The following is a 22292-nucleotide window of genomic DNA, read 5'->3' on the forward strand; positions in this document are numbered from 1 at the left end:
CATGCTGGCTGGAGGTCCGATCTGATGGACACGTCTGTTACACGTCCCGAACTGCTGCTGGTTGCCGATGCAGTATCCCGCGAGAAGAACATTGATCGCGAGGAAGTGCTCGAAGCTATGGAGCAGGCCATCCAGAAGGCTGGCCGCGCGAAGTACGGGCATGAAAAAGACATCCGCGCGACGATCGACCGCAAAACCGGCGAAGTCCGCCTGAGTCGCTGGACCGAAGCGGTCGAATATGTGGAGAACGAGGACACCCAGATCCCGTTGCATATTGCGCGTAAGTTTCAGCCGGAAATTCAGCCTGGCGAGCATCTGGTTGATCCGCTGCCGCCGATCGATTTCGGCCGCATCGCAGCACAGACGGCCAAGCAGGTCATCGTACAGCGCGTGCGCGAATACGAGCGCAAGCGCCAGTATAACGAGTTCAAGGATCGCGTGGGCGAGATCGTTAACGGCACCGTCAAACGCACAGAGTACGGCAACCTCATGGTCGAGATCGGTCATACGGAAGCCCTGTTGCGTCGCGATGAGCTGATTCCCCGCGAATCCTTTCGCAATTCCGACCGCATTCGCGCCTATATTTATGATGTGCGTGACGAGCCGCGTGGTCCGCAGATTTTCCTGTCCCGCACCCATCCGGCCTTCCTCGCCAAGCTGTTTGCGCAGGAAGTTCCGGAAATCTACGACGGGATCATCGAAATCAAGGCTGTGTCCCGTGACCCTGGGTCGCGAGCCAAGATGGCCGTGATTTCGCGCGATGCTGCGATTGATCCGGTCGGTGCCTGCGTTGGTATGCGTGGATCACGCGTTCAGGCTGTCGTGGCCGAACTGCAGGGCGAAAAGATCGACATCATCCCCTGGAGCCCTCAGGCTGCGACGTTCGTCGTCAATGCGCTGGCACCTGCTGAAGTCAGCAAGGTGGTGATGGATGAGGAAGCGGGGCGCGTTGAAGTCGTGGTGCCTGATGAGCAGCTTTCGCTCGCCATTGGCCGCCGCGGGCAGAACGTGCGTCTGGCCAGCCAGCTGACCCGCTGGGACATCGACATTCTGACGGAGGCCGAGGAATCGGAACGTCGTCAGGAAGAGTTCCGCAAGCGCTCCTCGCAGTTCGTTGAGGCGCTGGACGTTGATGATGTGATCGCGGGCCTGCTGGTGACGGAAGGCTTCCACACGGTCGAGGAACTGGCCTACACGGATCCGGGCGAGCTGAACGATATCGAAGGCTTTGACGAGAGTGTGGCTGAAGAGCTCATGCATCGTGCTAACGACTATCTTGCCAGCAAGGAACAGGCCCTGGACGACCAGCGCAAGGCGCTGGGTGTTACGGATGATGTGGCCGATCTGGGAACATTTACTAACCAGATGCTGGTGACGCTTGGTGAGAAGGGCGTGAAAACGCTTGATGATCTGGCAGATCTGGCCGGTGACGAGCTGGTGGAGATTCTCGGTGAAGAGGCCTTCGATGAAGATGCCGCTAACGAGATCATCATGGCAGCACGTGCGCACTGGTTTGATGGTGAAGAAGCCGACTCGGCAAAGCCCGAGAATGGTGACGGGGAGTCGACCGACGTCTGATATTTCTGATACTGATAATGGTCCCGTTCGTGGTGCTCTAGGGCGTCGCGGCTCGGAGCGGCGATGCATCGTTACGCGAGAGCAGAAGCCGCCTGAAGGCATGATCCGTTTCGTGGTCAGCCCGGATAACCGGGTTGTTCCCGACCTCGCCGGAAAACTTCCGGGTCGGGGAATGTGGTTGAGTGCCAGCCGGGATGTGTTAGATAGCGCCCGCACACGACAGGCTTTTGCCAGAGCGGCCAAAGCCCAGGTGATCGTACCGGACGGTCTGGCCAACTTGGTTGAGGCCGCGTTGGTGCAACGGATGCTGGACGCAGTCAGCTTGGCTCGCAGAGCGGGTCAAACGGTCTGCGGGTTTCAGAAGTGCCGGGAGTGGCTCACTTCAGGCAGGGTAGGGGTGGTGATCCGTTCGGAAAGCGCAAGCTCGGACGAGTTCTCCAGACTGGTGTCAGGCCGGCGTTCTCTGCCGGTGGTGACAGTTCCCGATCGGGTCCTGGAATCGGCGTTCAGCCGGGACCGGGCGGTCTATGCGGTGATGGCGCCAGGAGCGTTGGCACAGCGCCTGATCGCCGAACATGAGAGATTTTCGGGAGTGGCAGGACGTCCGCTCCCAGACCCCACAGGGGTCAGTAAGGAACAGGCGGAACTATGAGCGACGGCAACGAGCGCAACCAGGACGGAAACAACACCCCATCACAGGGCGGCGAACAGACCAGAAGCAGCCGCCTGTCGCTTCGCCCTGCTGGACGTCAGGAGGTCGGGCGTACTGTGGATGCCGGCTCCGTGCGTCAGAGCTTCAGCCATGGCCGTTCCAAGGTCGTGCAGGTTGAGGTGCGCAAGCCCAAGCGCAATGCGGCTGGCCCGGGTGCCGGTGCGGCAGGCCGTGGTGGCCGTGCGGGTGGCCGTGCTCTGACGGCAGCCGAACTGGCAGCCCGCCAGCGCGCCCTTGAGCTGCAGCGTAAGGCTGCGGCCGAAGAAGCTGCACGGCGCGAGGAAGAAAAGATCCAGATCATGTCTGCCGCCGAGGCCGCGCGTCGCGCCGCTGAGGAAGAGCGTCTGATCAGCGAACAGAAGGCTGCGGAAATCGCGGCTCTGAAGGAAAGCGAGCAGCAGGCTGCCCGCGAACAGGCTGCTGCTGAAGCTGCGGCACGTGCTGCCGAGCAGGCCGCGGCCGAGGCCGCGGCTCGCGAGGCCGAGGAGGCCGCTCGTTCGGCTCCGCTCGATCCGCGCAGCCATTCGACCGGCGGTGTGCAGCTTGCCGCTCCGGTCCAGCGTCTGCGTCCGCTTGCCGAGCGTGCCATTATGCCGCCGCGTCCGGTTCAGCCGTCCCGTCCGGCCGCCGCCGCTGCTGCGCCGGCCCGTAACAATGAGACGCTGCATCTGCGTTCCGGCGCTGCCGCCGGTGGCGATGACGAGCGTCGTCCCGCACCGCGCCGTAGTGGCCCTGGTGCCCCGCCGGCTCCGGCGCGCCGTCCGTCTGCGCCTTCCCGCAAGGGTGGTGGCAGCGATCGCCGTTCGGGTCGCATCGACGTCCGCGCCGCGATCGAAGGTGATGACGACAAGACGCGTTCGCTGGCTTCGGTCCGCCGTCAGCGCGATCGCGAGCGTCGTCAGGCCGAGCTGGAGCGTCTGCGCTCTGATCAGGTCCGCGTCGTGCGTGATGTCATCGTGCCGGAAACCATCACGGTGGCCGAACTGGCCAACCGTATGGCGTCCCGTCAGGGTGAAGTTATCAAGGCGCTCATGAAAATGGGCGTCATGGCAACGGCTGCGCAGAGCATTGACGGCGATACGGCCGAGCTGGTGGTTGAGGAATTCGGCCATCGCATCAAGCGTGTTTCCGAGAGCGACGTTGAAATCGGCATTGAAGGCCTGGAAGACAGCGCCGATGAGCTGTTGCCGCGCGCTCCGGTTGTAACGGTCATGGGGCATGTCGATCACGGCAAAACCTCCCTGCTCGACGCCCTGCGCACCACGGATGTGGCTGCAAGCGAAGCCGGTGGTATCACGCAGCATATCGGCGCGTATCAGATCACGGCGCCGTCCGGGAAGAAGATTACCTTCATCGATACGCCGGGTCATGAGGCCTTCACCTCCATGCGTGCCCGCGGTGCGTCCGTCACCGATATTGTGGTGCTGGTCGTGGCAGCCGATGACGGTGTGATGCCGCAGACGATCGAAGCCATTAAGCATGCCAAGGCTGCCAATGCTCCGATCATCGTTGCGATCAACAAGATCGACAAGCCGGGTGCCAATCCGAACCGTGTCCGCCAGGAACTCCTGAGCCACGAGATCGTGGTCGAAGAAATGGGTGGCGATACCCAGGACGTCGAGGTTTCGGCCCTCAAGCGGACCGGGCTGGACAAGCTGGAAGAGTGCATCCTGCTTCAGTCCGAAATGCTGGATCTGCGCGCTAATCCGGATCGTGTTGCCGAAGGTGTGGTGATCGAAAGCCGTCTGGATCGTGGACGTGGCCCTGTTGCCGCTGTTCTCGTCCAGAAGGGAACGCTGCGTCGCGGCGATATCCTGGTGGCCGGTTCCGAATGGGGCCGTGTCCGCGCCGTGCTCGACGATCGTGGTCGTCAGCTCAAGGATGCTGGCCCGTCCATGCCGGTCGAGGTGCTCGGCCTGACGGGGGTGCCGGGTGCGGGTGAGCCGTTCGTCGTTGTTGAAAATGATGCCCGGGCCCGTGAGATCAGCGAATTCCGTCAGCGGAAGATCAAGGAGAAGGAAGCCGCGTCGCAGGTTGCGGCTCGTGGAACGCTCGATCAGATGCTGGCCCGTATTCAGGCTGGTGTGCAGAAGGAAGTTGCTCTTCTCATCAAGGCTGACGTGCAGGGATCGGCGGAAGCTATTTCCACGACCGTACAGAAGCTGGCCCATGAGGAAGTTGCGGTTCGCGTGCTGAACGCCAGTGTCGGTCAGATCACGGAAAGTGACATCCAGCTCGCCAAGGCGTCGAATGCCATCATCGTGGCCTTCAATGTCCGTGCAACCACGCAGGCTCGTGAACTGGCCCAGCGCGAGGGTGTGGACATTCGCTACTACTCGATCATCTACCAGGTGGCAGATGATGTGGAGCAGCTGGTCAAGGGTAAGGTCGCGCCGAAGCATCGCGAGAAGTTCCTGGGCTACGCCGAGATCCGTCAGGTCTTCAACATCACCAAGACCGGCAAGGTGGCGGGTTGCTACGTCACCGAAGGCCTCGTCAAGCGCGGCTGTGGCGTGCGTCTGCTGCGTGACAACGTGGTCATTCATGAAGGCGAGCTGAGCCAGCTCAAGCGTTTCAAGGATGACGTCAAGGAAGTGGCACGCGGTTACGAGTGTGGCCTGTCGTTTGCGGGTTACAATGACCTGCGCGAAGGCGATGTCGTCGAGTGCTACGAAATGGAAGTGATCCCGGCTTGAGTTCGCGTTCTAAACATGACCTGAAAGGCCCCGCTGGCGTCACCGCCCAGGGGCCAAGCACCCGCCAGCTCCGGGTGGCTGAGGAGGTCCGTCGTGTTCTCGCGGAGCTGTTCGCGCGGACGGAGTTCCGTGACCCGGAACTTCTGGATGTGCGGATCACGGTCACGGAAGTCCGCATCTCCCCGGATTTCAGACACGCCACGGCTTTCGTGACGCGTCTGGGGCGGAGTGATGTGGAGGTTCTGCTGCCTGCTCTGAAGCGGGTGGCGCCGTTCCTGAGAACGGGTCTTTCCAAGGCCCTCAATCTCCGGACGGTGCCTGAGATCCACTTCCAGCCTGATACTGCGCTGGATAACGCCATGGAACTCGACGAGATTATGCGGTCTCCAGAAGTCCAGCGGGATCTGAACTCCAAGCCCGACTGACTTTTAAAAAGCCCCTCACTTCTGGTGAGGGGCTTTTTTTGCATTCCGTGCCTCTGCTGGTCTATCAGCGGCCCTTCAAAAGTAAGGACGGGATGTATGGGTAGGAAACGTGGACGCGATATCGACGGGTGGCTGATTCTCGACAAGCCGCTGGGGCCGACCTCCACGGATATGGTCAACAAGCTGCGATGGGCTTTTGATGCAAAAAAGGCCGGCCATGGCGGAACGCTCGATCCGTTGGCCTCTGGCGTGCTGCCGATCGCGTTCGGCAAGGCCACGCGGACTATTCCCTACATTATGGACGCGACAAAGCGTTATCGTTTTACCCTGACTTTCGGCGAAAGCCGTACGACGGATGACCTTGAAGGCGAGGTTCTGGCGACGTCGCCAAACCGCCCGACCGATGAGCAGATCCTAGCCGTCTTGCCTGCGCTGACGGGCAATGTCATGCAGGTACCCCCGGTTTTTTCGGCGCTTCGGGTCGGGGGCGAGCGGGCCTATGACATGGCGCGGGCCGGCCGTCCGCCGGAACTTCCGCCGCGTCCGGCGCGGATCGATTCGATAACGTTAGTGGAACGTCCGGACGCAGATACGGCCGTCTTTGACGTCCAGTCCGGCAAGGGCGTTTATATGCGTTCTCTGGCGCGGGATATTGCGCTGGCCTGTGGAACGGTCGGACATATTTCGGTGCTACGGCGGACGAAGTGCGGGCCGTTCGATCTGAGTCACGCCTTGACGATCGATCAGATATCACTGGACAAATCGTCTCAAACTGTGGACAACGCCGATGCTCTTCCGGCTCCTCTGCTGGATGCGGCGACCGCGCTGGTCGACATCCCGGCGCTGGCCGTCACCGATGCGGAGGGAAGGATGCTTGTCTGGGGGCAATCGATAGACCCCGCGGACCTCGTGCATCCTCTGCCGGCGTCGTCGCAGGTGGAAGACCATCTGTGGCGCGCGATGATCGGAGAGCACGTGCTGGGTCTGTGTCATGTCCGTCATGGGCGGCTCAGGGCAGCGCGTATGCTGGAAAACCACGAGTTTTTTGGAGAACACGATGTCGATTACCGCAGAACGCCGCACGGCACTGATTTCTGAGTACAAGCAGAGCGAGACGGATACGGGTTCGCCGGAAGTGCAGGTTGCAATCCTGTCCGAGCGTATCGTCAACCTGACCGAGCACCTGAAGACCCACAAGAAGGACTTCCACTCCCGTCGTGGTCTTCTGATGATGGTCGGTCAGCGTCGTAGCCTGCTGGACTACCTGAAGCGCAAGGACCAGGCTCGTTACCAGAGCCTGATCGAGCGTCTCGGCCTGCGTCGCTGAGCTAGATCTGTCCGGGAGCCTGCTCCCGGACATCCCGCCATCGCCTGTCCGGCGGTGCGGGTGCGCGACCGGCGTTTCAGGCCACATGGTGTCGTGCCGGGGACTTCCCGCCATCACCGCCATGCCGTCCGAAACGCTGCTCCGCCACCTGCCGGACACCCGGAGATGGTTTCACCCTTAATTTGGGAAAACATGCATGTTTGATTATTTCCGCAAGGAAATCGAATGGGCCGGACGTCCTCTGATCCTGGAGACCGGGAAGGTCGCACGCCAGGCAGATGGCGCCGTCATGATCACTTATGGCGATACGGTCGTGCTCTGCACCGCCGTTGGCGCCAAGAGCGTCAAGCCGGGACAGGACTTCTTCCCGCTGACGGTCAACTACCAGGAAAAGGCTTACGCCGCCGGCAAGATCCCGGGTGGGTTCTTCAAGCGTGAAGGTCGTCCGTCCGAAGCCGAAGTTCTGAACGCCCGTCTGATCGACCGTCCGATCCGTCCGCTGTTCCCGGAGAACTTCCGCAACGAAGTTCAGATCACCGCAACGGTTCTGAGCTACGACAACGAGAACGATCCGGCTCTCGTGTCGCTGATCGGCTGCTCTGCTGCGCTGACGCTCTCCGGCATTCCGTTCTTCGGCCCGGTTGCATGCGCCCGTATCGGCCGCATCGACGGCAAGCTGGTTGTGAACCCGGTTCACGATGAACTCAAGGACAGCACGCTCGACCTGATGGTCGCCGGTACGGCCGAAGGCGTGCTGATGGTTGAATCCGAAGCCAGCGAGCTTTCGGAAGAGACGATGCTTGAAGCCGTCACGCTGGGTCACACCTCCTTCCAGCCGGTCATCGACGCCATCATCGCGCTGGCCGAGCATGCTGCGAAGGCGCCGTGGGATCTGCCGTCGCTGACGAAGGAAGAAATTGCCCTTCGCAAGCGTGTTGAGAAGGTCGGCAACAAGCTGATGGCGGACGCTTACAAGGAGCGTCAGAAGCAGGCCCGTTACAAGAAGGTCGCCGAAGCCAAGGACCGGATCAACGAGATCCTGGCCGAGGAAGGTCTCGACGTCGAACTGGCCAAGCCGATGCTCAAGGAGCTTGAGGCACAGGTTGTTCGTGGCTCCATCCTCAAGACGGGCATCCGTATTGATGGTCGTGATCTGAAGACGGTCCGCCCGATCCTCGCCGAAGTCGGTATCCTGCCGCGCGCTCATGGAACATCCCTGTTCACGCGTGGCGAGACGCAGGCCCTCGTGGTCGCAACGCTCGGCACGGGGCAGGATGAGCAGATCATCGATGCGCTGGAAGGTGAATACCGTTCCAACTTCATGCTGCATTACAACTTCCCGCCGTATTCGGTTGGTGAGTGTGGCCGCATGGGCTCCCCGGGCCGTCGTGAAATCGGTCACGGCAAGCTGGCATGGCGCGCAATCCACCCGCTGCTGCCGAGCAAGGAAGCTTTCCCGTACACGATGCGTGTGGTTTCCGAGATCACGGAAAGCAACGGCTCGTCTTCCATGGCAACTGTCTGCGGTTCCTCGCTCGCGCTGATGGATGCCGGCGTTCCGCTGCCGCGTCCGGTGGCTGGCATTGCCATGGGCCTGATCAAGGAAGACCGTGGCTACGCCGTGCTGTCCGACATCCTGGGTGACGAAGATCACCTCGGCGACATGGACTTCAAGGTGGCTGGTACGGCTGACGGCGTGACCGCGCTTCAGATGGACATCAAGATCACGTCCATCACGCCGGAAATCATGAAGATCGCGCTGGAGCAGGCCCGTGAAGGCCGGATTCACATCCTTGGCGAAATGTCCAAGGCGCTGACGGAAGGCCGTTCGGATGTTTCGGGCAATGCTCCGAAGATCACCACGATCTCCGTTCCTAAGGAAAAGATCCGTGATGTGATCGGCTCCGGTGGCAAGGTGATCCGCGAGATCGTCGAATATTCTGGTGCGAAGGTTGATATCGGTGACGATGGCACCGTGACGATCGCTGCTTCGAATGACGAACAGGCCCAAAAGGCTATCGCCCGCATCGAAGGTATTATCGCCGAGCCGGAAATCGGTCGTATCTATGACGGTAAGGTCGTCAAGACTGCCGATTTCGGTGCGTTCGTGAACTTCCTCGGTCCGCGTGACGGTCTGGTTCACATCTCCGAGCTGGCCGAAGGCCGCGTTGCGAAGACGTCCGACGTCGTCAAGCAGGGCGATACCGTGAAGGTCAAGGTCATCGGATTTGATGACCGTGGCAAGGTCAAGCTCTCTATGAGGGTTGTCGATCAGGCCACGGGCGCCGATATTACGGAGAGTGTGGGGGCCAAGCCTGGCCGTCCGCCCCGTCGCGACGCCGAATGAGTGTTGGGGCGGGGCTCGCAAGGCCCCGCCTTTTTTTTTCTGAGTTTCGGAGACAGCCAGTCCCCATGAAATCTATTGATACCCTCCGTTTTGGTGGTCAGGATGTGCTGCCTCTGATCGAAGGGGGCAAAGGTGTTTCCGTCTCCACGGGTTTTTCAGCCGGACACTGGGCTGCCGCTGGCGGGATCGGAACCATCTCGGCCGTCAATGCGGACAGCTACGATCAGGACGGTAACCCCGTACCGCAGATCTATCACGGTCGCACGCGCCGCGAGCGCCAGCAGGAGCTGATCCGCTACGCGATCGACGGCGGCATCGCCCAGGCGAAAATTGCTCGCGACATCTCGGGTGGCAAGGGCCGGATCAACGTCAATATCCTGTGGGAAATGGGCGGGGCCGAGGAAGTCATCATCGGGATTCTCGAAGGAGCTCCCGGACTGGTACATGGCGTGACCTGTGGGGCGGGGATGCCGTATCGCCTGTCCGACATCGCGGTCCGTTTCGGTATTCCGTATTACCCGATCGTGTCCTCTGGGCGCGCCTTCAACGCTCTGTGGCGCCGTGCCTACAGCAAGGCTCCCGAACTGCTGGGTGGTGTGGTTTATGAAGATCCGTGGCGTGCGGGGGGCCATAACGGCCTCTCCAACACGGAAAATCCGCTGTCTCCAGAAGATCCCTATCCGCGCGTTCTCGAACTGCGTCGCGTCATGCGCAATTATGGTCTGGGCGAAACGCCAATCATCATGGCTGGTGGCGTCTGGCATCTTGAGGAATGGCAGGACTGGATTGGCAATCCGGAACTGGGGCCGATTGCGTTTCAGTTCGGAACCCGTCCGCTCCTGACGCAGGAAAGTCCGATCCCTAACGCCTGGAAGCGCCGTCTTCTGACGCTGAAGAAGGGAGATGTGTATCTCAACCGCTTCTCCCCGACCGGGTTCTACTCTTCGGCTGTCAAGAACAGCTTCCTGAGCGATCTGTGCGACCGCTCCGCGCGTCAGGTGCCGTACAGTCAGGAAACCGGTGACGGATATGAGGCGTCTTACGGCGTCGGTGTCCGCAAGCGTGAAGTCTTCGTGCCGGCGGCCGATCGTCCGAGGATTGCCGAATGGGAAGCCGCGGGCTTCACCGAGGCCCTGCGCACACCGGATGACACTCTGGTTTTCGTGACGCCAGAAAGCGCTCGCGAGATCCTGGCGGACCAGACGGCCTGCATGGGCTGTCTGTCGCAGTGCCGTTTCTCCAACTGGACGCAGAAAGAGCCATACACGACGGGCCAGAAGGCTGACCCGCGTTCCTTCTGCATCCAGAAGACGCTCCAGACCATTTCCCATATCCCGCCCGGAGCGGATGACGATGTGGTCATGGACCATAACCTTATGTTCGGCGGCACGAATGCGTGGCGCTTCGGGACGGATCCGTTCTACGCAAACGGATTTGTTCCGACGGTCGGCCAGCTCGTGGAGCGTATTCTGACCGGTCGCTGAGACATGGTCCGTGACCCTCTCTCTTTTGGTCCGTCGTCCCGGCCTGCCCTGAATCGGGGCAGGCCGTTCGACTTTCTAACGCAGTTTCTGGCGCGGTATTCGATCCCTGTCAGTCCGGAGCAGATTGCTCCGGCGGAAGGAAGCCGGGCTGCAGTTGCCACGGTCGTGGCACTTCTTCCCGCAATTTATGAACATCAGGCCGTGCTGGCCTGGGCTGCGTTTGCGGCCTTCTGGAGCTGTCTGATCGAGCCGGGCGGGACGGCTCGAGAACAACTCCGTATTCTCGGACTCTTTACGGTGGCCGGCGCGATCCTTGGGGGCGTGACGTCTCTTATCGCCGTGTATCCGTTCTGGGGCGTGTTGCCCTGGCTGCTTTTGACGGGCCTGCTGGTCGGTATGGCCCGCGCGCTGACACCGTCCATGGCGTTGCTCAGCACGCTTCTGGGCTGCGTGATGCTCGCGGGAACGGGGTTCCCGGCCCATGGGCTTCAGGATGCTTTTGTCATTGCCGGGGCATTTGGTGGCGGCGGTCTGTGGGCCACGCTCCTGTGCCTCGTCATCTGGCCGCTGCATCCCTATGCGCCTGCACGGCGGGCCGTGGGAGGCTGTTACCGGCTGCTGTCGGTTATGGCGGGCGAGATCGCGGCGGGGCGTTTTCAGGAAACCGTACACCGGCAGAACGTACGGACGGCAATCGAGCGCGCGCGCGCTATGGCGCTTCAGATTGATGCCGGGCATGCGAGTTATGGCATGCGCGGGCGACTGATTGCATCTCTGGCCGGTGCGGAACGCCTGTTCACTGCGATGCTGGCCGTCGAACATCTCGTTGAGACGCGTGGCCTGGACTTTGAGGCCCGGGGCACGCTGGCGGCGTTTTCCGCGCTTTGCCTGCATGCCAGTGACGCCGCACTTGATCCCGCACCGGACCTTGCTCATCTGGCCTCTGAGGGGCTCGCGCTTGCGGAGAGCATTCCCGCGACGACGGGGCCGATTGGGGAATTGGTCGCGACCAGTGCGCGGACCCTGGGAACGCTGGCTGAAGGGCTCGCGCAGAAGGAACGCCTGCCATTTGATGCCGAACTGCCCCGACATGTCGCCCGGCTGACGCCGGCGATCTGGCAGCATACGCTGCGTCTCGTGGTCGGTCTGCTGGCGACCTATATGACCACCTGGTGGCTTGGACTTGATTACGGGTTCTGGGCGCTGGTGGCGGTGGTACTGGTGATCCAGCCGTCCGGACAGACGACGCTGGTGCGGGCGCTGGAGCGTGTGCTCGGGACCGTGGGCGGTGGTGTGCTGGCGTTGCTGCTGACGCCGTTCCTGCCAGGATCGACCCAGATGCTGGCGGCTGTGGCGCTGTTCGTGATCGGTGCCATTGCCATGCGGGCGGTCAATTACACCATGCTGGTCGTATTCATCAGCGCGCAGTTCATCGTTGTGACTGAAATGATCATGCCATCGCAAGGTGTGGCCTGGATGCGGATGCTCGACAACACGCTTGGCAGCGTGATCGGGCTGCTCTGCGCTTTCATGGTCTGCCCGCAACGCCGGGGTCAGGACATGGATGGTCTGTTGCAGACGGCTGTTGTGGGCAATCTGCGCTATCTGGCGGCCGTTCTGAAACGGGAAGATCCGGTCATGACGGACCGCATCCAGCGTCAGGCCGGCATCGATACGACACGCGCGGAGTTCGCCCGAGGCTCGCTGCCTGTTCTGGGGGGAGTATCCGCCGTCGGAGAACGCGCGACGCAGGCCCATGCCCTGTTGCGGGCGCTGCGCCGGTTGAGCGGCGAGGCGACCCTGCTGCGTTTCGATATCTCTGCCGGGCTGTGTGAAGGCGATGCGCAGGCTGGTGAACGCTGGAGCGCTACGGCGGCAGCTTTGGAAGCGGGTGGCCCGCTTGCAGGTATCACCCTTAAGCTCCAGAACGGGGAAATCATGGCCGAGATCGCGGCTTTGGAACGGGCCGGACGCGGGGATCGCGCCGTTTCCTGAAATCAGGACGGGGGGAGACGGAACTCCATCTCCCCTTCTGTTTGTGTCTCATGTTTCAAAAGAAGCGCGGGCGTCAGTGACGGCCGCCGCCGCCATGACCACCACCGCCGGGACCGCCGCCATGTCCACCTGGACCGCCGCCGGGACGACCGCCGCCACCTGGGCCACCGGGCCCACCACCATGACCCCCGCCACCCATGTGACCTCCGCCCCCCGGCCCGCCACCGCCGGGGCCACGTCCGCCGGGGCCGCGGCCACCACCTGGGCCGCGTCCGCGATAGGGACCGACACCATAGCCTGGGCCCCAGCCGCCACCCCAGCCACCGCCCCAGCCGGTATCGTAACCGCCATAATAGCCACCGCCTCCATAGCTGCCATAGCCGCCGTAACCATCATAGCCGACGCAACCGGACAGCATGCCGAGCAGGCAGAGCGCGCCGCTAATGCGGGCGAAGGTCTGTGTTGTCCGACGGATCATTTCGCGTCTCCTGTCAGGTCGGTGTCATGCAGTTCCATGACGCCGAAGGCGGCACCCGCTGGATCCGCAAGGACGGCGATCATGCTGTTCTGATGATCCAGATGTGGTTCGACCAGGACGCGGCCGCCAAGTTGCACGGCTTTTTCGGCCGCACTGCCCACACTGTCCACCTGTACGAAGCTGAGCCAGCGGGCCCGTGCGTTCGGCGGTAGTCGCGGTGGGAGCGGATTAACCGTTGCGCGGGCTACGGACTGCGCCTCAAGGATGTAACGCTGGTTGGTGTCAGGCGCTGGCGCGGCCTCGACCTGATAGCCGAAGAGCTTCTGGTAGAACCCTGCGCTTGCAGACGGCGTGGAGGTCAGGAGTGAATGCCAGATCCAGTCGCCCTGTACCGTAGGATCCGTATCGTTTTGGTCGCCATGCAGGGCATGCAGGCTTGCAAAGAGGGCCCCTTGCGGATCGGCGATGATGGCCTGTTCGCCCCGGCCCTGGATCATGGTCGGGCGGAACAGCACCTTGGCGCCCCACTGACGTGACGATTTCGTCAGTGTCGCAACGTCTGGCGCTGAAAAGAAAGGCAGCCAGAGCGGATGAGGCGGGTTGTCGGTATCGGGCAGGGGGCGCTCGACCAGACCGGCCACGACATGCCCGTTCACGAGGGCTTCAGAGTAGTGCCCGCGAGAGACGGGACGGTCCTGAAAGGTCCAGCCCAGAAGGCCGCCGTAAAATGCCTTAGCCTTGGCGAGATCGGGAGTGGTGAGCTGGGCATAGACGATTTTGCCAGGCAGGACCTTGGCCTCGCTGGCAGGAGCCGGGACTGTCGTCTGCGCATGGGCGCCGGAAAGGGGGGCTGTCAGGCCGAGACCGATGGAAAGAGCCGCTGACAGCGTGACGGCAGCCGTACCTGCTCGGGAAGGACGGGGAAAGGGCGGCAAGGCGGCACTCCTTCTGTTCTGACCCGCACGAAGCGCCTGCTGGCACCCGACGCTGGGCGGAGAGGGGGTATTCTGTGGTTCCCCGGAATAGGGGCATGACGTTTCATGTCCCATTCCGTTCCCGGAATGCAGCAAAAATGAGGCAAGCCCTTGTCGGGGAAACTCAGATCAGGGCCAGCTCGGTCAGTTCGCGCCGCAGCTGGGGCGGAAGATCGGCAATTCCGTCCTGTATCAGGCTGTTGCCGAGGTCCGGCGGGGCGTCTTTGGGTTCCAGATAGCGCCAGCCCTGAAAGGGCCGCATGGGGCGGGGCTGGACCGGGATGATGTCATCGGACACGACAATCAGCGTACCCGTACTGCCATCAGCGCGTTGGCAGGATTCCAACCCGATGATTGGCTGGCGGCACAGGACCATGCCGTCCATCACGCGGTACAGCGAGCCACCATCCAGCACCTCTTCGGCCCGTTTGGGCATGGTGCGGGTCTGGACGGTGGCGTGGCCGTTAACGCGGTCGTGGTTCAGCCGCTCGCGCAGGACTTCAATACTCGGGCAGCCGACGGCCAGCTTGATGATGTTCAGCATAGTGTCGGATGCCCTCCTGTAAGCTTTTAGTGCGTGCCCATGGCGTTCTGGGATTGCGAGACGAACTCGTTGATGAAGCGCGTCTTGTCGATGGACTGCACGATCTTCACCTTGCGCAGATTAACGCCTTTCGGAGCTGTGGAATCCGGCCAGACATGGGCATGACCGTAATCCATCCCGTGTTCGATATTGACGTCCATGACGGCCGTGACGGACTTCGTGATCAGTGTGGGATCAACGGCGATGGCAGAAGTCAGTTCATCCCACAGCGGCAGAGGGGCCTGATACTTTTTCAGATAGTCCGTGACAGCATTGTGCTTTTCGTCGATGCGGTTGGCGATTTCAGGCGTCATCATGATGTCGTTCGAGACATTTCCGACGCAGGTGATGGAAGCCCACGGCGCGGTCAGGGCAATGCGGGCGGCTTCAGGGTCCATAATCAGGTTGAAGTCGGACGCGAAATCGGCATTGCCGGTGACGGACATCATGCTGGCATCAAGCAGACCGCCCATGAAGACAAGCTGTTTGGCGGTTGCGGCAAAAGTCGGGTCGATGCGGATGGCGAGCGCAAGATTCGTCAGCGGACCGGCTGCAATGATCGTGACCTGATGCGGATGGGCATGAACTTCGCGGATCAGGAACATGGCGGCCGGGAGCGAATCGGCAGTGATATGGGGGGCACCTTCCGGCAGTTTGCCGACGGGGGGCTGCGTGGCCGGGACGTGTTCGATGGAGCCGAGGCCACCCCAGGCGCCTTTCCACGGAATGACACCAAACTGTTGTTCGCGCAGTTTCGTCTCCGCGACGGTGTTGACCAGCGGCGTGGTGGCGCCATTGGCGACAGGGATCTGTGTCTGGCGGGTAATTTCCAGAAAGCGCAGGGCATGCGCCGTGCCTGCGTTCTCCCAGTCATCGCCGATAACGGAGGTCAGGCCGAGCAGCGTCACGCCGGGGCGGTTGAGGAGCGGGATGATGGCCTGAATGTTGGAGCCGCCCGGGCCTAGGAAGTCGTTGTCGAGCACGACATAGTTCGGAGCGGGGGTCGAAGCAGGGGCAGCGTTCGCAGTGGCAAGCGGAGCCAGTACGGTGCAGGCGCCCAGAAGGGCAGAGAGAATGGGTCGGCGCATGGTCTCTTCCAGATGGATTAAGCCCGGATCATGCCCTCAAGTGACGAGGCGCGCCAGTATCGCTTCAAGACGAAGCCGTCCTTCGCCGGTCGCGCGCAGGATACCGCTGTCCCGTTCGAGATAGTTTTCCTCGATGCAGGCTTCAAGCAGAGCAGGGTCCACACAATCCAGAAGTGCGCGGCCCGTGCGGGCGGCGAAGGCCGCCTCGTCGATGCCTTCGGACAGACGCAGGCCCATCAGCAGGGCTTCGCGGCCTTTTTCTTCCGGCGTGAGCAGGGTTTCTTCGGTACTGCCAGAGCCGGTCTTTTCCACCCGGTCGGCCCAGGGTTCGGGCGCACGATGACGGCGGGTGGCGTAAAGTTCCCCGTCCAGCGTCAGGCGTCCATGAGCGCCGGGGCCAATGCCGATGTAATCCGCATAGCGCCAGTAGGTCAGGTTATGCCGGCTTTCTGCGCCGGGGCGGGCATAGTTTGAGACTTCGTAGGGTAGCAGACCGTGACGGGCAGCAATGTCGCCGGTCAGGTCATACAGGTGGGCGGCGGTGTCTTCGTCGGGCAAGGTGAGTTCGCCGCGCCGGTGCATGGCTTCGAACTTCGTGCCCGGTTCGATGGTGAGCTGATACAGCGACAGGTGATCGGCCACGAGGTCGAGTGCTGTGGTCAGCTCGTCCGTCCAGTCGGCATCGCTCTGGCCGGGGCGGGCGTAGATCAGATCGAAGGAAATGCGTGGGAACAGGGTTCGGGCAGTTTCGAGTGCGCGGATGGCCTGTGTGGCGGAGTGTTCGCGGCCAAGCTTGTGCAGCGCATCGTCCCGCAGGCTCTGTACGCCGAGCGACACCCGATTGACCCCGGCCTGACGAAACGCCGCGAATTTTCCGGCTTCGACGCTGGTTGGATTGGCTTCGAGCGTGATTTCCAGATCGTCCTGTGCGTCGAACAGGCGGTGTGCGTCCTCGATCAGGGCGGCGACGGTTTCGGGCGCCATGAGCGACGGCGTGCCCCCGCCGAAAAAGATCGAACGCAGGGGACGTTTGACGCCATCCCGGGTCAGTCGGGCGGCGTCATGGGCCAGTTCACGACGCAGGGCTGCGGCGAAGCGCTGCTGCGGGATCACGTCCCGGACATGGGAGTTGAAATCGCAGTAGGGGCACTTCGCCAGACAGAACGGCCAGTGAATGTAGAGGGAAAGCGGCTCAGCCAAAGGACGGGAGGTCAAATGGCGATCCGGACGCCGAATTCCACCACGCGGTCAGGCGGGATGCGCAGGAACTCGGTCGTGGAGGCCGCATTGCGCTGGAGCAGGAGGAAGATCCACATGCGCCAGAGCTGCATCTTCGGCACGCGGGAGCGGACGACGAGTTCATGGGACGTGAAATAGGAGGCCTGAATGGCGTCGAAGGCCACGCCGAGCGCGTTCAGTTCCAGCAGCGCGCGGGGCAGGTTGGGCATCTCCATGAAGCCGTAGCGGACGATGACGCGGTGAATGTTGGGGGCCAGTTCCTGAATGATGGCGCGGTGGCCGCGCTCGGCTTCCGGCTGGTCAAGGTTCTGGACCGTCACGAACAGGATGTGATCGTGCAGGACCTTGTTGTGCTTGAGGTTATGCAACAGCGAATTCGGCACGATGTCGGGGTTGGCAGTCAGGAAAACGGCCAGACCAGGGACGCGGATCGTGCGGGACTGAGGCAGACGCGCGAGGAAGGAGCCCATCGGCATGGAATCCGCCTGCTGGCGTGCAGCGATGAGGCTGCGGCCGCGCTTCCAGGTGGTCATGATGATGGTGCTGATGATGCCGATTGCGAGCGGAACCCATCCGCCATCGGGGATCTTGAGCACGTTTGCGGAGAAGAAAATGCTGTCCACGATGAAGAAGAAGCCGAAGACGATCGCGACCGTAGCGGTCTTCCATTTGAAAACGCGGCGGAACACCACCATAGCCAGCACGCAGGTGCACAGGAATGTTCCCGTCACAGCAATGCCGTAAGCCGCAGCGAGGGCCGAGGATGAGCGGAAGGAAAGGACCAGAACCAGCGCACCGAAGGCCAGAATCCAGTTCAGCGAGGGTAGATAGATCTGCGCTTCCTCGGATGCGTTGGTGTGCATGATGCGGGTGCGGGGCAGGTAGCCGAGCTGGATGAGCTGGCGGCACAGCGAGAAGCTGCCCGAGATACCGGCCTGCGAGGCGATCACGGTTGCGAAGGTCGCAAGGATCAGCATCGGGATCTGCGCCCAGTGCGGCACCAGAAGATAAAACGGATTGGACAGGGCGTGCGGATTATGGATCAGCAGGGCGGCCTGTCCGAAATAGTTCAGTGTCAGCGACGGCAGGACGAAGAACAGCCAGGCCTTGCGGATCGGGGCGCGTCCGAAGTGGCCCATATCGGCGTAAAGGGCCTCGGCACCTGTGACGGACAGCACGACCGAGCCGAGCGCGATGAACGACAGATAGCCGTGCATGGCGATAAATTCGAGCGCGAAGGTCGGAGACAGCGCGAGCAGGATATGGGGATAGAGGAGAATGCCCTTGACCCCGAGAATGGCGAGTACGCTGAACCAGCAGATCATGATCGGCCCGAAAGCCTTGCCGATCTTCCCTGTGCCTAGAACCTGGACCGAGAACAGGGCGATGAGGACGATCATGGCCAGTGGAATGATGATGTGACTGGCCGAGGGAACGGAAGTTTCAATACCCTCCACAGCCGAAAGTACGGAAATCGCCGGGGTAATGATGCTGTCACCAAAGAACAGACAGGTGCCTGCAATACCCACGAGGCCGAAGAGCCATCGGAAATGCTGTGATTTACACACGCGCTGGGCCAGGGACATGAGCGCGATGATGCCGCCTTCGCCATCATGATCCGCCCTCATGATGAGGATAACGTATTTGATGGTGACGATGAGCATCAGCGCCCAGAAGGTCAGGCTGGCGAGCCCCATGATTTCCCAGGGCTGGGCCGGCGCCTTCGGCGAACTGACGATGCTGACCGAGGATTGCAGGGCATAGAGCGGGCTTGTGCCGATATCGCCATAGACCACCCCCAGAACCGCGAGCAGGGCGCCCATGCCGGCGGGACGCTTATGGCCCGAGCCTTCTTCTCCACCGCCGATTTCGTGGGTGTGTCCCTCCGAACGTGCCTGCTCGATCGTTTGCACGATTTCGGCGGATTCGTTGGGAATTCCTACGCCATGAGGAGAATTGGAGGCGCGGTCACCGTCATGTTCAGGCATTGCTGGTTCCATTTACGGGCGTCAGTAGAATGCCGTCATCTCCTGTCGCAGCGCTCGTCAAGCGCGCTCCACATCACGGCAACTTCCCCTCATGACAAGATTTCTGCGACGGACGCAAGCCGCGTGTCAGGATTGTGGCGCGGGACGGCTTCCGAAAATGGCAGTCCCGACCCGGACCAGCGTGGCATTTTCTGCAATGGCTTCCTCAAAATCCGCCGACATACCCATCGAGAGTACCGGTAACCCGTGACGCTGGCCCATCTGGCGCAGGAGACGGAAATGCGGAGCGGGGTCCTCGCCTTCAGGGGGAATGCACATCAGCCCACGGATTTTCGGACCAAACCGTTCGAGCGAGGCTTCGATGAAAGCATCCGCCTCCTCGCGCGGAACACCGGATTTCTGAGGTTCGTCGCCGGTGTTGACCTGCACGAGCAGCTCGGGAAGGCGCCCGGCTTTTTGTGCACCCTTTTCGATGGAGGCGGACAGGGACGGGCGGTCGAGGCTCTCGATCATGTCGGCGATCTGGCAGGCTTCGGCCGCCTTGTTGGTCTGAAGTCCGCCGATGATATGCAGCCGCAGGTCGGGCCAGCGCTTCCGGAGCTCGGGAAATTTCGAGGCGGCTTCCTGCACGCGGTTCTCGCCGAACAGGCGCTGTCCGGCGTTCAGGGCCGCCTCCACGCTCTCGATCGGATGGAATTTGCTGACGGCGACGAGGGAGACATCGCCTGCCGCACGTCCGGCCTGTTCGCAGGCCCGGGTAATGCGGTTGCAGATGGCGGCAAGGTTCCCGCTGATAAGGGTTTGGGCAGTAAGATCGGACATGCCCGGAGAAGACGCCATTGCGTCCGTGGCCGCAAGATGCGATTTCGGCAGGATGCGAGAGATCGATAGCCTGTCATGACCCAGACTCCTTCCAACACGTCACCCCGTAATCCGGCCTCCAAAACCCGGAAGGGCGGACCACGCCGCCCTCAGGGAAGCCGTACGCCACCGAGCCGTCCCGCGCCCGATCCGACGCGCGATCTGGCCTTTGATATCGTCTGTGGCGTAGTCGAGCATCGCCGGATGCTGGAGACGACGCTGGATCGTGCTGGCGCGATGGACGCACGCGACCGTGCGTCCGCGCACCGTCTGGCGGCAACGACCCTGCGTCATCTCGGTAGCATGACCGAACTGCTCCAGCCCCTGCTGCGGCGCGAACCGCCTGAGCCGGTGCGTTGTGCGCTGCTCATGGGCGTGGCGCAGCTTCTCCATCTTGAGACACCGCCTCATGCAGCCGTGGGCACGATTGTGGACCTGCTTCGCCGTCGAGGTCTGGCACCTTTCGCGGGGCTGGCCAACGCCGTCCTGCGGCGTGTCGCGCGTGAAGGGCAGGACCTTCTCGACGGTCTGGACGAGGACCGGCTGGATGTGCCGCCCTGGCTGTGGAGCGCGTGGGGCAAGCGGGCGCGGGCGATTTCGCGCGGTCTGCATCGTGAAGCCCCTCTGGATCTGACACTACGCCCGGGTGCGGTCGCACCGGAAGGCGGCGAAATGCTGCCGACGGGCTCCGTCCGCTATCCGGCCGGGACGCGCATTACGGCGCTCGAAGGGTTCGAGGACGGCGCGTTCTGGGCGCAGGACGTCGCGGCGACGATGCCGGTAAAGCTGATGGGCGATGTGTCGGGCAAAACCGTCGTCGATCTCTGTGCGGCTCCGGGCGGCAAGACGGCGCAGCTTGCAACGGCAGGCGCGCAGGTCGTGGCGGTTGAGCGTGAGGAAGCGCGGGCAAAGCGGCTTGAGGAAAATATCGTTCGTCTGAAGCTCTCGGCGAAGACGGTTGTGGCTGATGCTGCCACATGGCGTCCGGACGCTCCGGTGGACATGGTTCTGCTCGACGCACCGTGCTCCGCAACGGGCACGCTGCGTCGTCATCCGGACGTGCTGTGGATCAAGCGCCCCCGCGATGTGACGGCGCTGGCGGAAGGTCAGGATACGCTGATTGATGCTGCGCATGACATGCTCAAGCCAGGCGGCGTGCTGCTTTATGCCGTCTGCTCGCTTCAGGACGAGGAGGGTCCGGAGCGGATCAAGGCGGCGATTGCGCGCGGTGGCTGGAAGTTCGATTCGTTTTCGGAAGCGGAACTCGCCGATATGGCCGTTGCCCGGACATGGGACGGGATGTTTCGCACCCATCCGGGGCTTTGGAGTGAACTTGGCGGCATGGACGGCTTCTTTGCCGCGCGTCTGATCAAGGTCTAAGGCCGGTCGGCATCGGGAATGTCTCCCGATGCCGGATGTGCTGCCTTCAGGGCGCCGGGTTGGAGTGGACCTGATGGATGGCGTTGATCTTCTCTTCCAGCTCGGGCGTGATGACGACATCTGTTGCACCGAGAATGGTGCGGAGCTGATCGACGCTGGTGGCGCCAATGATATTGGACGTCACGAACGGGCGTGAGGTGACGAACGCGATCGCGAGCTGAGTAGGATCAATCCCTTCCTCACGGGCGAGGGCGTGATAGGCCAGAATAGCATCGTCAACGCCGGGCTTTTCGTAACGCTGGCCACGGTTGAACAGTGTGGTGCGGGCTCCGGCGGGGCGGGCGCCGTTCAGATATTTCCCGGTCAGGTAGCCCTGCGCGAGCGGGGAATACGCCAGCAGTCCGACCTTCTCGTGAAGCGCCATTTCGGCAAGACCGATTTCGAAGGTCCGGTTGATCAGGTTATAGGCATTCTGGATGGAGGCGACGCGCGGCAGGCCCGTGCGGGAGGCTTCCAGAAATTTCGAGACACCCCACGCGGTCTCGTTGGAGAGGCCGACATGGCGGATTTTGCCTTCAGCCACGAGATCGCCGAGCACGCCAAGCGTGTCTTCGAAAGGAACGGCGGAGTCTTCCGGCAGGTCGCGGAAGGTCGTGCCACCTTCACCGAACAGGCCGATTTTCCGGTCGGGCCAGTGGAGCTGGTAGAGATCGATGTAGTCGGTGCCGAGGCGGCGCAGGGAGCCTTCGAGTGCGTAGCGGATCTGACGCGGGGTCAGGCGTGCTTCCTCGCCCTCGGGGCGGAACCACGGCATGGCTGTCCGTCCGACGACCTTGCTGGCGATGACGAGGCGGTCACGGCCGCCGCGTGCTTTTAGCCAGCTTCCGATGATGGTTTCGGTCGAGCCCTGCGTCTCGGCGCGGGGCGGGATGGAATAGAGTTCGGCGGTGTCGATGAAATTGATGCCGTGGTCCAGCGCCATGTCGAGCTGGGCGTGCCCCTCGGTTTCGGTGTTCTGCTGACCGAAGGTCATGGTGCCGAGGCAGATTTCACTGACGGTAATGCCGGTGCGGCCAAGTTCACGCTGTTTCATGGAAAAGACCTGATCAGAAAGATGGGGGAGTCCTTAGCATGGAC

General features: G+C 62.2%; 18 protein-coding genes. 10 read left to right on the forward strand and 8 right to left on the reverse strand.

Features of this window, described 5'->3' with window-relative positions; genetic code table 11:
• Positions 1–24 precede the first annotated feature (24 nt).
• From nusA to GSP01_RS00340, 9 genes are all read left to right on the forward strand, one after another.
• Positions 25–1578 carry a transcription termination factor NusA gene (gene nusA / locus GSP01_RS00300; RefSeq protein ID WP_141349498.1) on the forward strand — a complete coding sequence of 518 codons (1554 nt, stop codon included), beginning with the start codon at positions 25–27 and terminating at the stop codon, positions 1576–1578.
• Positions 1550–2230, forward strand: a complete 681-nt coding sequence (locus tag GSP01_RS00305) for an RNA-binding protein (protein ID WP_174787498.1) — start codon at positions 1550–1552, stop codon at positions 2228–2230. Before nusA ends, GSP01_RS00305 begins: the two co-directional genes overlap by 29 nt.
• Positions 2227–4986 carry a translation initiation factor IF-2 gene (infB, locus tag GSP01_RS00310; protein WP_141349500.1) on the forward strand — a complete coding sequence of 920 codons (2760 nt, stop codon included), beginning with the start codon at positions 2227–2229 and terminating at the stop codon, positions 4984–4986. Before GSP01_RS00305 ends, infB begins: the two co-directional genes overlap by 4 nt.
• Entirely contained in the window at positions 4983–5411 is a 429-nt protein-coding gene (gene rbfA / locus GSP01_RS00315; RefSeq protein ID WP_174787499.1) for a 30S ribosome-binding factor RbfA, read from the forward strand. The genes infB and rbfA overlap by 4 nt, the downstream gene beginning before the upstream one ends.
• A 96-nt stretch (positions 5412–5507) precedes the next feature.
• Positions 5508–6509: a tRNA pseudouridine(55) synthase TruB gene (gene truB / locus GSP01_RS00320; RefSeq protein WP_141349502.1), complete on the forward strand. Its 1002-nt coding sequence runs from the start codon at positions 5508–5510 to the stop codon at positions 6507–6509.
• Complete coding sequence (gene rpsO, locus GSP01_RS00325; protein ID WP_011253110.1) at positions 6469–6738, forward strand: 30S ribosomal protein S15; 270 nt, start codon at positions 6469–6471, stop codon at positions 6736–6738. The genes truB and rpsO overlap by 41 nt, the downstream gene beginning before the upstream one ends.
• A gap of 196 nt (positions 6739–6934) precedes the next feature.
• Positions 6935–9085: a polyribonucleotide nucleotidyltransferase gene (pnp, locus tag GSP01_RS00330; protein WP_141349504.1), complete on the forward strand. Its 2151-nt coding sequence runs from the start codon at positions 6935–6937 to the stop codon at positions 9083–9085.
• Positions 9086–9150: 65 nt separating this feature from the next.
• Entirely contained in the window at positions 9151–10569 is a 1419-nt protein-coding gene (locus GSP01_RS00335) for an NAD(P)H-dependent flavin oxidoreductase (RefSeq protein ID WP_141349506.1), read from the forward strand.
• 3 nt (positions 10570–10572) lie between these two features.
• Positions 10573–12564, forward strand: coding sequence for an FUSC family protein (locus tag GSP01_RS00340; RefSeq protein ID WP_141349508.1), 1992 nt, complete (start codon positions 10573–10575; stop codon positions 12562–12564).
• 73 nt (positions 12565–12637) lie between these two features.
• On the opposite strand, the gene GSP01_RS15365 is transcribed toward GSP01_RS00340, so the two are convergent.
• The 7 genes from GSP01_RS15365 to GSP01_RS00375 all read right to left on the reverse strand — a co-directional run bounded on the left by GSP01_RS15365 (position 12638) and on the right by GSP01_RS00375 (position 19736).
• Positions 12638–13042: a hypothetical protein gene (locus tag GSP01_RS15365; protein ID WP_167495445.1), complete on the reverse strand. Its 405-nt coding sequence runs from the start codon at positions 13040–13042 to the stop codon at positions 12638–12640.
• A complete protein-coding gene (locus GSP01_RS00350) occupies positions 13039–13977 on the reverse strand; it encodes a VOC family protein (protein ID WP_228123666.1) in 939 nt (312 codons plus the stop codon). The genes GSP01_RS15365 and GSP01_RS00350 overlap by 4 nt, the downstream gene beginning before the upstream one ends.
• A gap of 163 nt (positions 13978–14140) precedes the next feature.
• Positions 14141–14560, reverse strand: a complete 420-nt coding sequence (locus GSP01_RS00355; protein ID WP_141349512.1) for a DUF1489 family protein — start codon at positions 14558–14560, stop codon at positions 14141–14143.
• 26 nt (positions 14561–14586) lie between these two features.
• Positions 14587–15687 carry a nucleoside hydrolase gene (locus GSP01_RS00360; RefSeq protein ID WP_141349514.1) on the reverse strand — a complete coding sequence of 367 codons (1101 nt, stop codon included), beginning with the start codon at positions 15685–15687 and terminating at the stop codon, positions 14587–14589.
• Between the two features lie 36 nt (positions 15688–15723).
• On the reverse strand, positions 15724–16887 hold the full coding sequence (gene hemW / locus GSP01_RS00365) for a radical SAM family heme chaperone HemW (protein ID WP_141350122.1): 1164 nt from the start codon (positions 16885–16887) through the stop codon (positions 15724–15726).
• 11 nt (positions 16888–16898) lie between these two features.
• Positions 16899–18926, reverse strand: a complete 2028-nt coding sequence (locus GSP01_RS00370) for a potassium transporter Kup (RefSeq protein ID WP_141349516.1) — start codon at positions 18924–18926, stop codon at positions 16899–16901.
• Between the two features lie 114 nt (positions 18927–19040).
• Entirely contained in the window at positions 19041–19736 is a 696-nt protein-coding gene (locus tag GSP01_RS00375; RefSeq protein WP_141349518.1) for a YggS family pyridoxal phosphate-dependent enzyme, read from the reverse strand.
• A gap of 75 nt (positions 19737–19811) precedes the next feature.
• Between GSP01_RS00375 and GSP01_RS00380 the strand changes: the two genes are divergently transcribed.
• A complete protein-coding gene (locus GSP01_RS00380; RefSeq protein WP_141349520.1) occupies positions 19812–21155 on the forward strand; it encodes an RsmB/NOP family class I SAM-dependent RNA methyltransferase in 1344 nt (447 codons plus the stop codon).
• Between the two features lie 46 nt (positions 21156–21201).
• On the opposite strand, the gene GSP01_RS00385 is transcribed toward GSP01_RS00380, so the two are convergent.
• A complete protein-coding gene (locus GSP01_RS00385) occupies positions 21202–22248 on the reverse strand; it encodes an aldo/keto reductase (RefSeq protein WP_141349522.1) in 1047 nt (348 codons plus the stop codon).
• Between the last annotated feature and the right edge of the window lie 44 nt (positions 22249–22292).

Source organism: Gluconobacter sphaericus NBRC 12467 (genome assembly GCF_006539125.1).
In the GTDB taxonomy this organism is placed as follows: Bacteria; Pseudomonadota; Alphaproteobacteria; order Acetobacterales; family Acetobacteraceae; genus Gluconobacter; species Gluconobacter sphaericus.

Coding starts and splice junctions, on each gene's coding strand:
- nusA (WP_141349498.1), top strand. CDS start 25: ATGGACACGTCTGTTACACGTCCCGAACTGCTGCTGGTTGCCGATGCA.
- GSP01_RS00305 (WP_174787498.1), top strand. CDS start 1,550: ATGGTGACGGGGAGTCGACCGACGTCTGATATTTCTGATACTGATAAT.
- infB (WP_141349500.1), top strand. CDS start 2,227: ATGAGCGACGGCAACGAGCGCAACCAGGACGGAAACAACACCCCATCA.
- truB (WP_141349502.1), top strand. CDS start 5,508: ATGGGTAGGAAACGTGGACGCGATATCGACGGGTGGCTGATTCTCGAC.
- rpsO (WP_011253110.1), top strand. CDS start 6,469: ATGTCGATTACCGCAGAACGCCGCACGGCACTGATTTCTGAGTACAAG.
- pnp (WP_141349504.1), top strand. CDS start 6,935: ATGTTTGATTATTTCCGCAAGGAAATCGAATGGGCCGGACGTCCTCTG.
- GSP01_RS00335 (WP_141349506.1), top strand. CDS start 9,151: ATGAAATCTATTGATACCCTCCGTTTTGGTGGTCAGGATGTGCTGCCT.
- GSP01_RS00340 (WP_141349508.1), top strand. CDS start 10,573: ATGGTCCGTGACCCTCTCTCTTTTGGTCCGTCGTCCCGGCCTGCCCTG.
- GSP01_RS15365 (WP_167495445.1), bottom strand. CDS start 13,042: ATGATCCGTCGGACAACACAGACCTTCGCCCGCATTAGCGGCGCGCTC.
- GSP01_RS00355 (WP_141349512.1), bottom strand. CDS start 14,560: ATGCTGAACATCATCAAGCTGGCCGTCGGCTGCCCGAGTATTGAAGTC.
- GSP01_RS00360 (WP_141349514.1), bottom strand. CDS start 15,687: ATGCGCCGACCCATTCTCTCTGCCCTTCTGGGCGCCTGCACCGTACTG.
- GSP01_RS00370 (WP_141349516.1), bottom strand. CDS start 18,926: ATGGAACCAGCAATGCCTGAACATGACGGTGACCGCGCCTCCAATTCT.
- GSP01_RS00375 (WP_141349518.1), bottom strand. CDS start 19,736: ATGTCCGATCTTACTGCCCAAACCCTTATCAGCGGGAACCTTGCCGCC.
- GSP01_RS00380 (WP_141349520.1), top strand. CDS start 19,812: ATGACCCAGACTCCTTCCAACACGTCACCCCGTAATCCGGCCTCCAAA.
- GSP01_RS00385 (WP_141349522.1), bottom strand. CDS start 22,248: ATGAAACAGCGTGAACTTGGCCGCACCGGCATTACCGTCAGTGAAATC.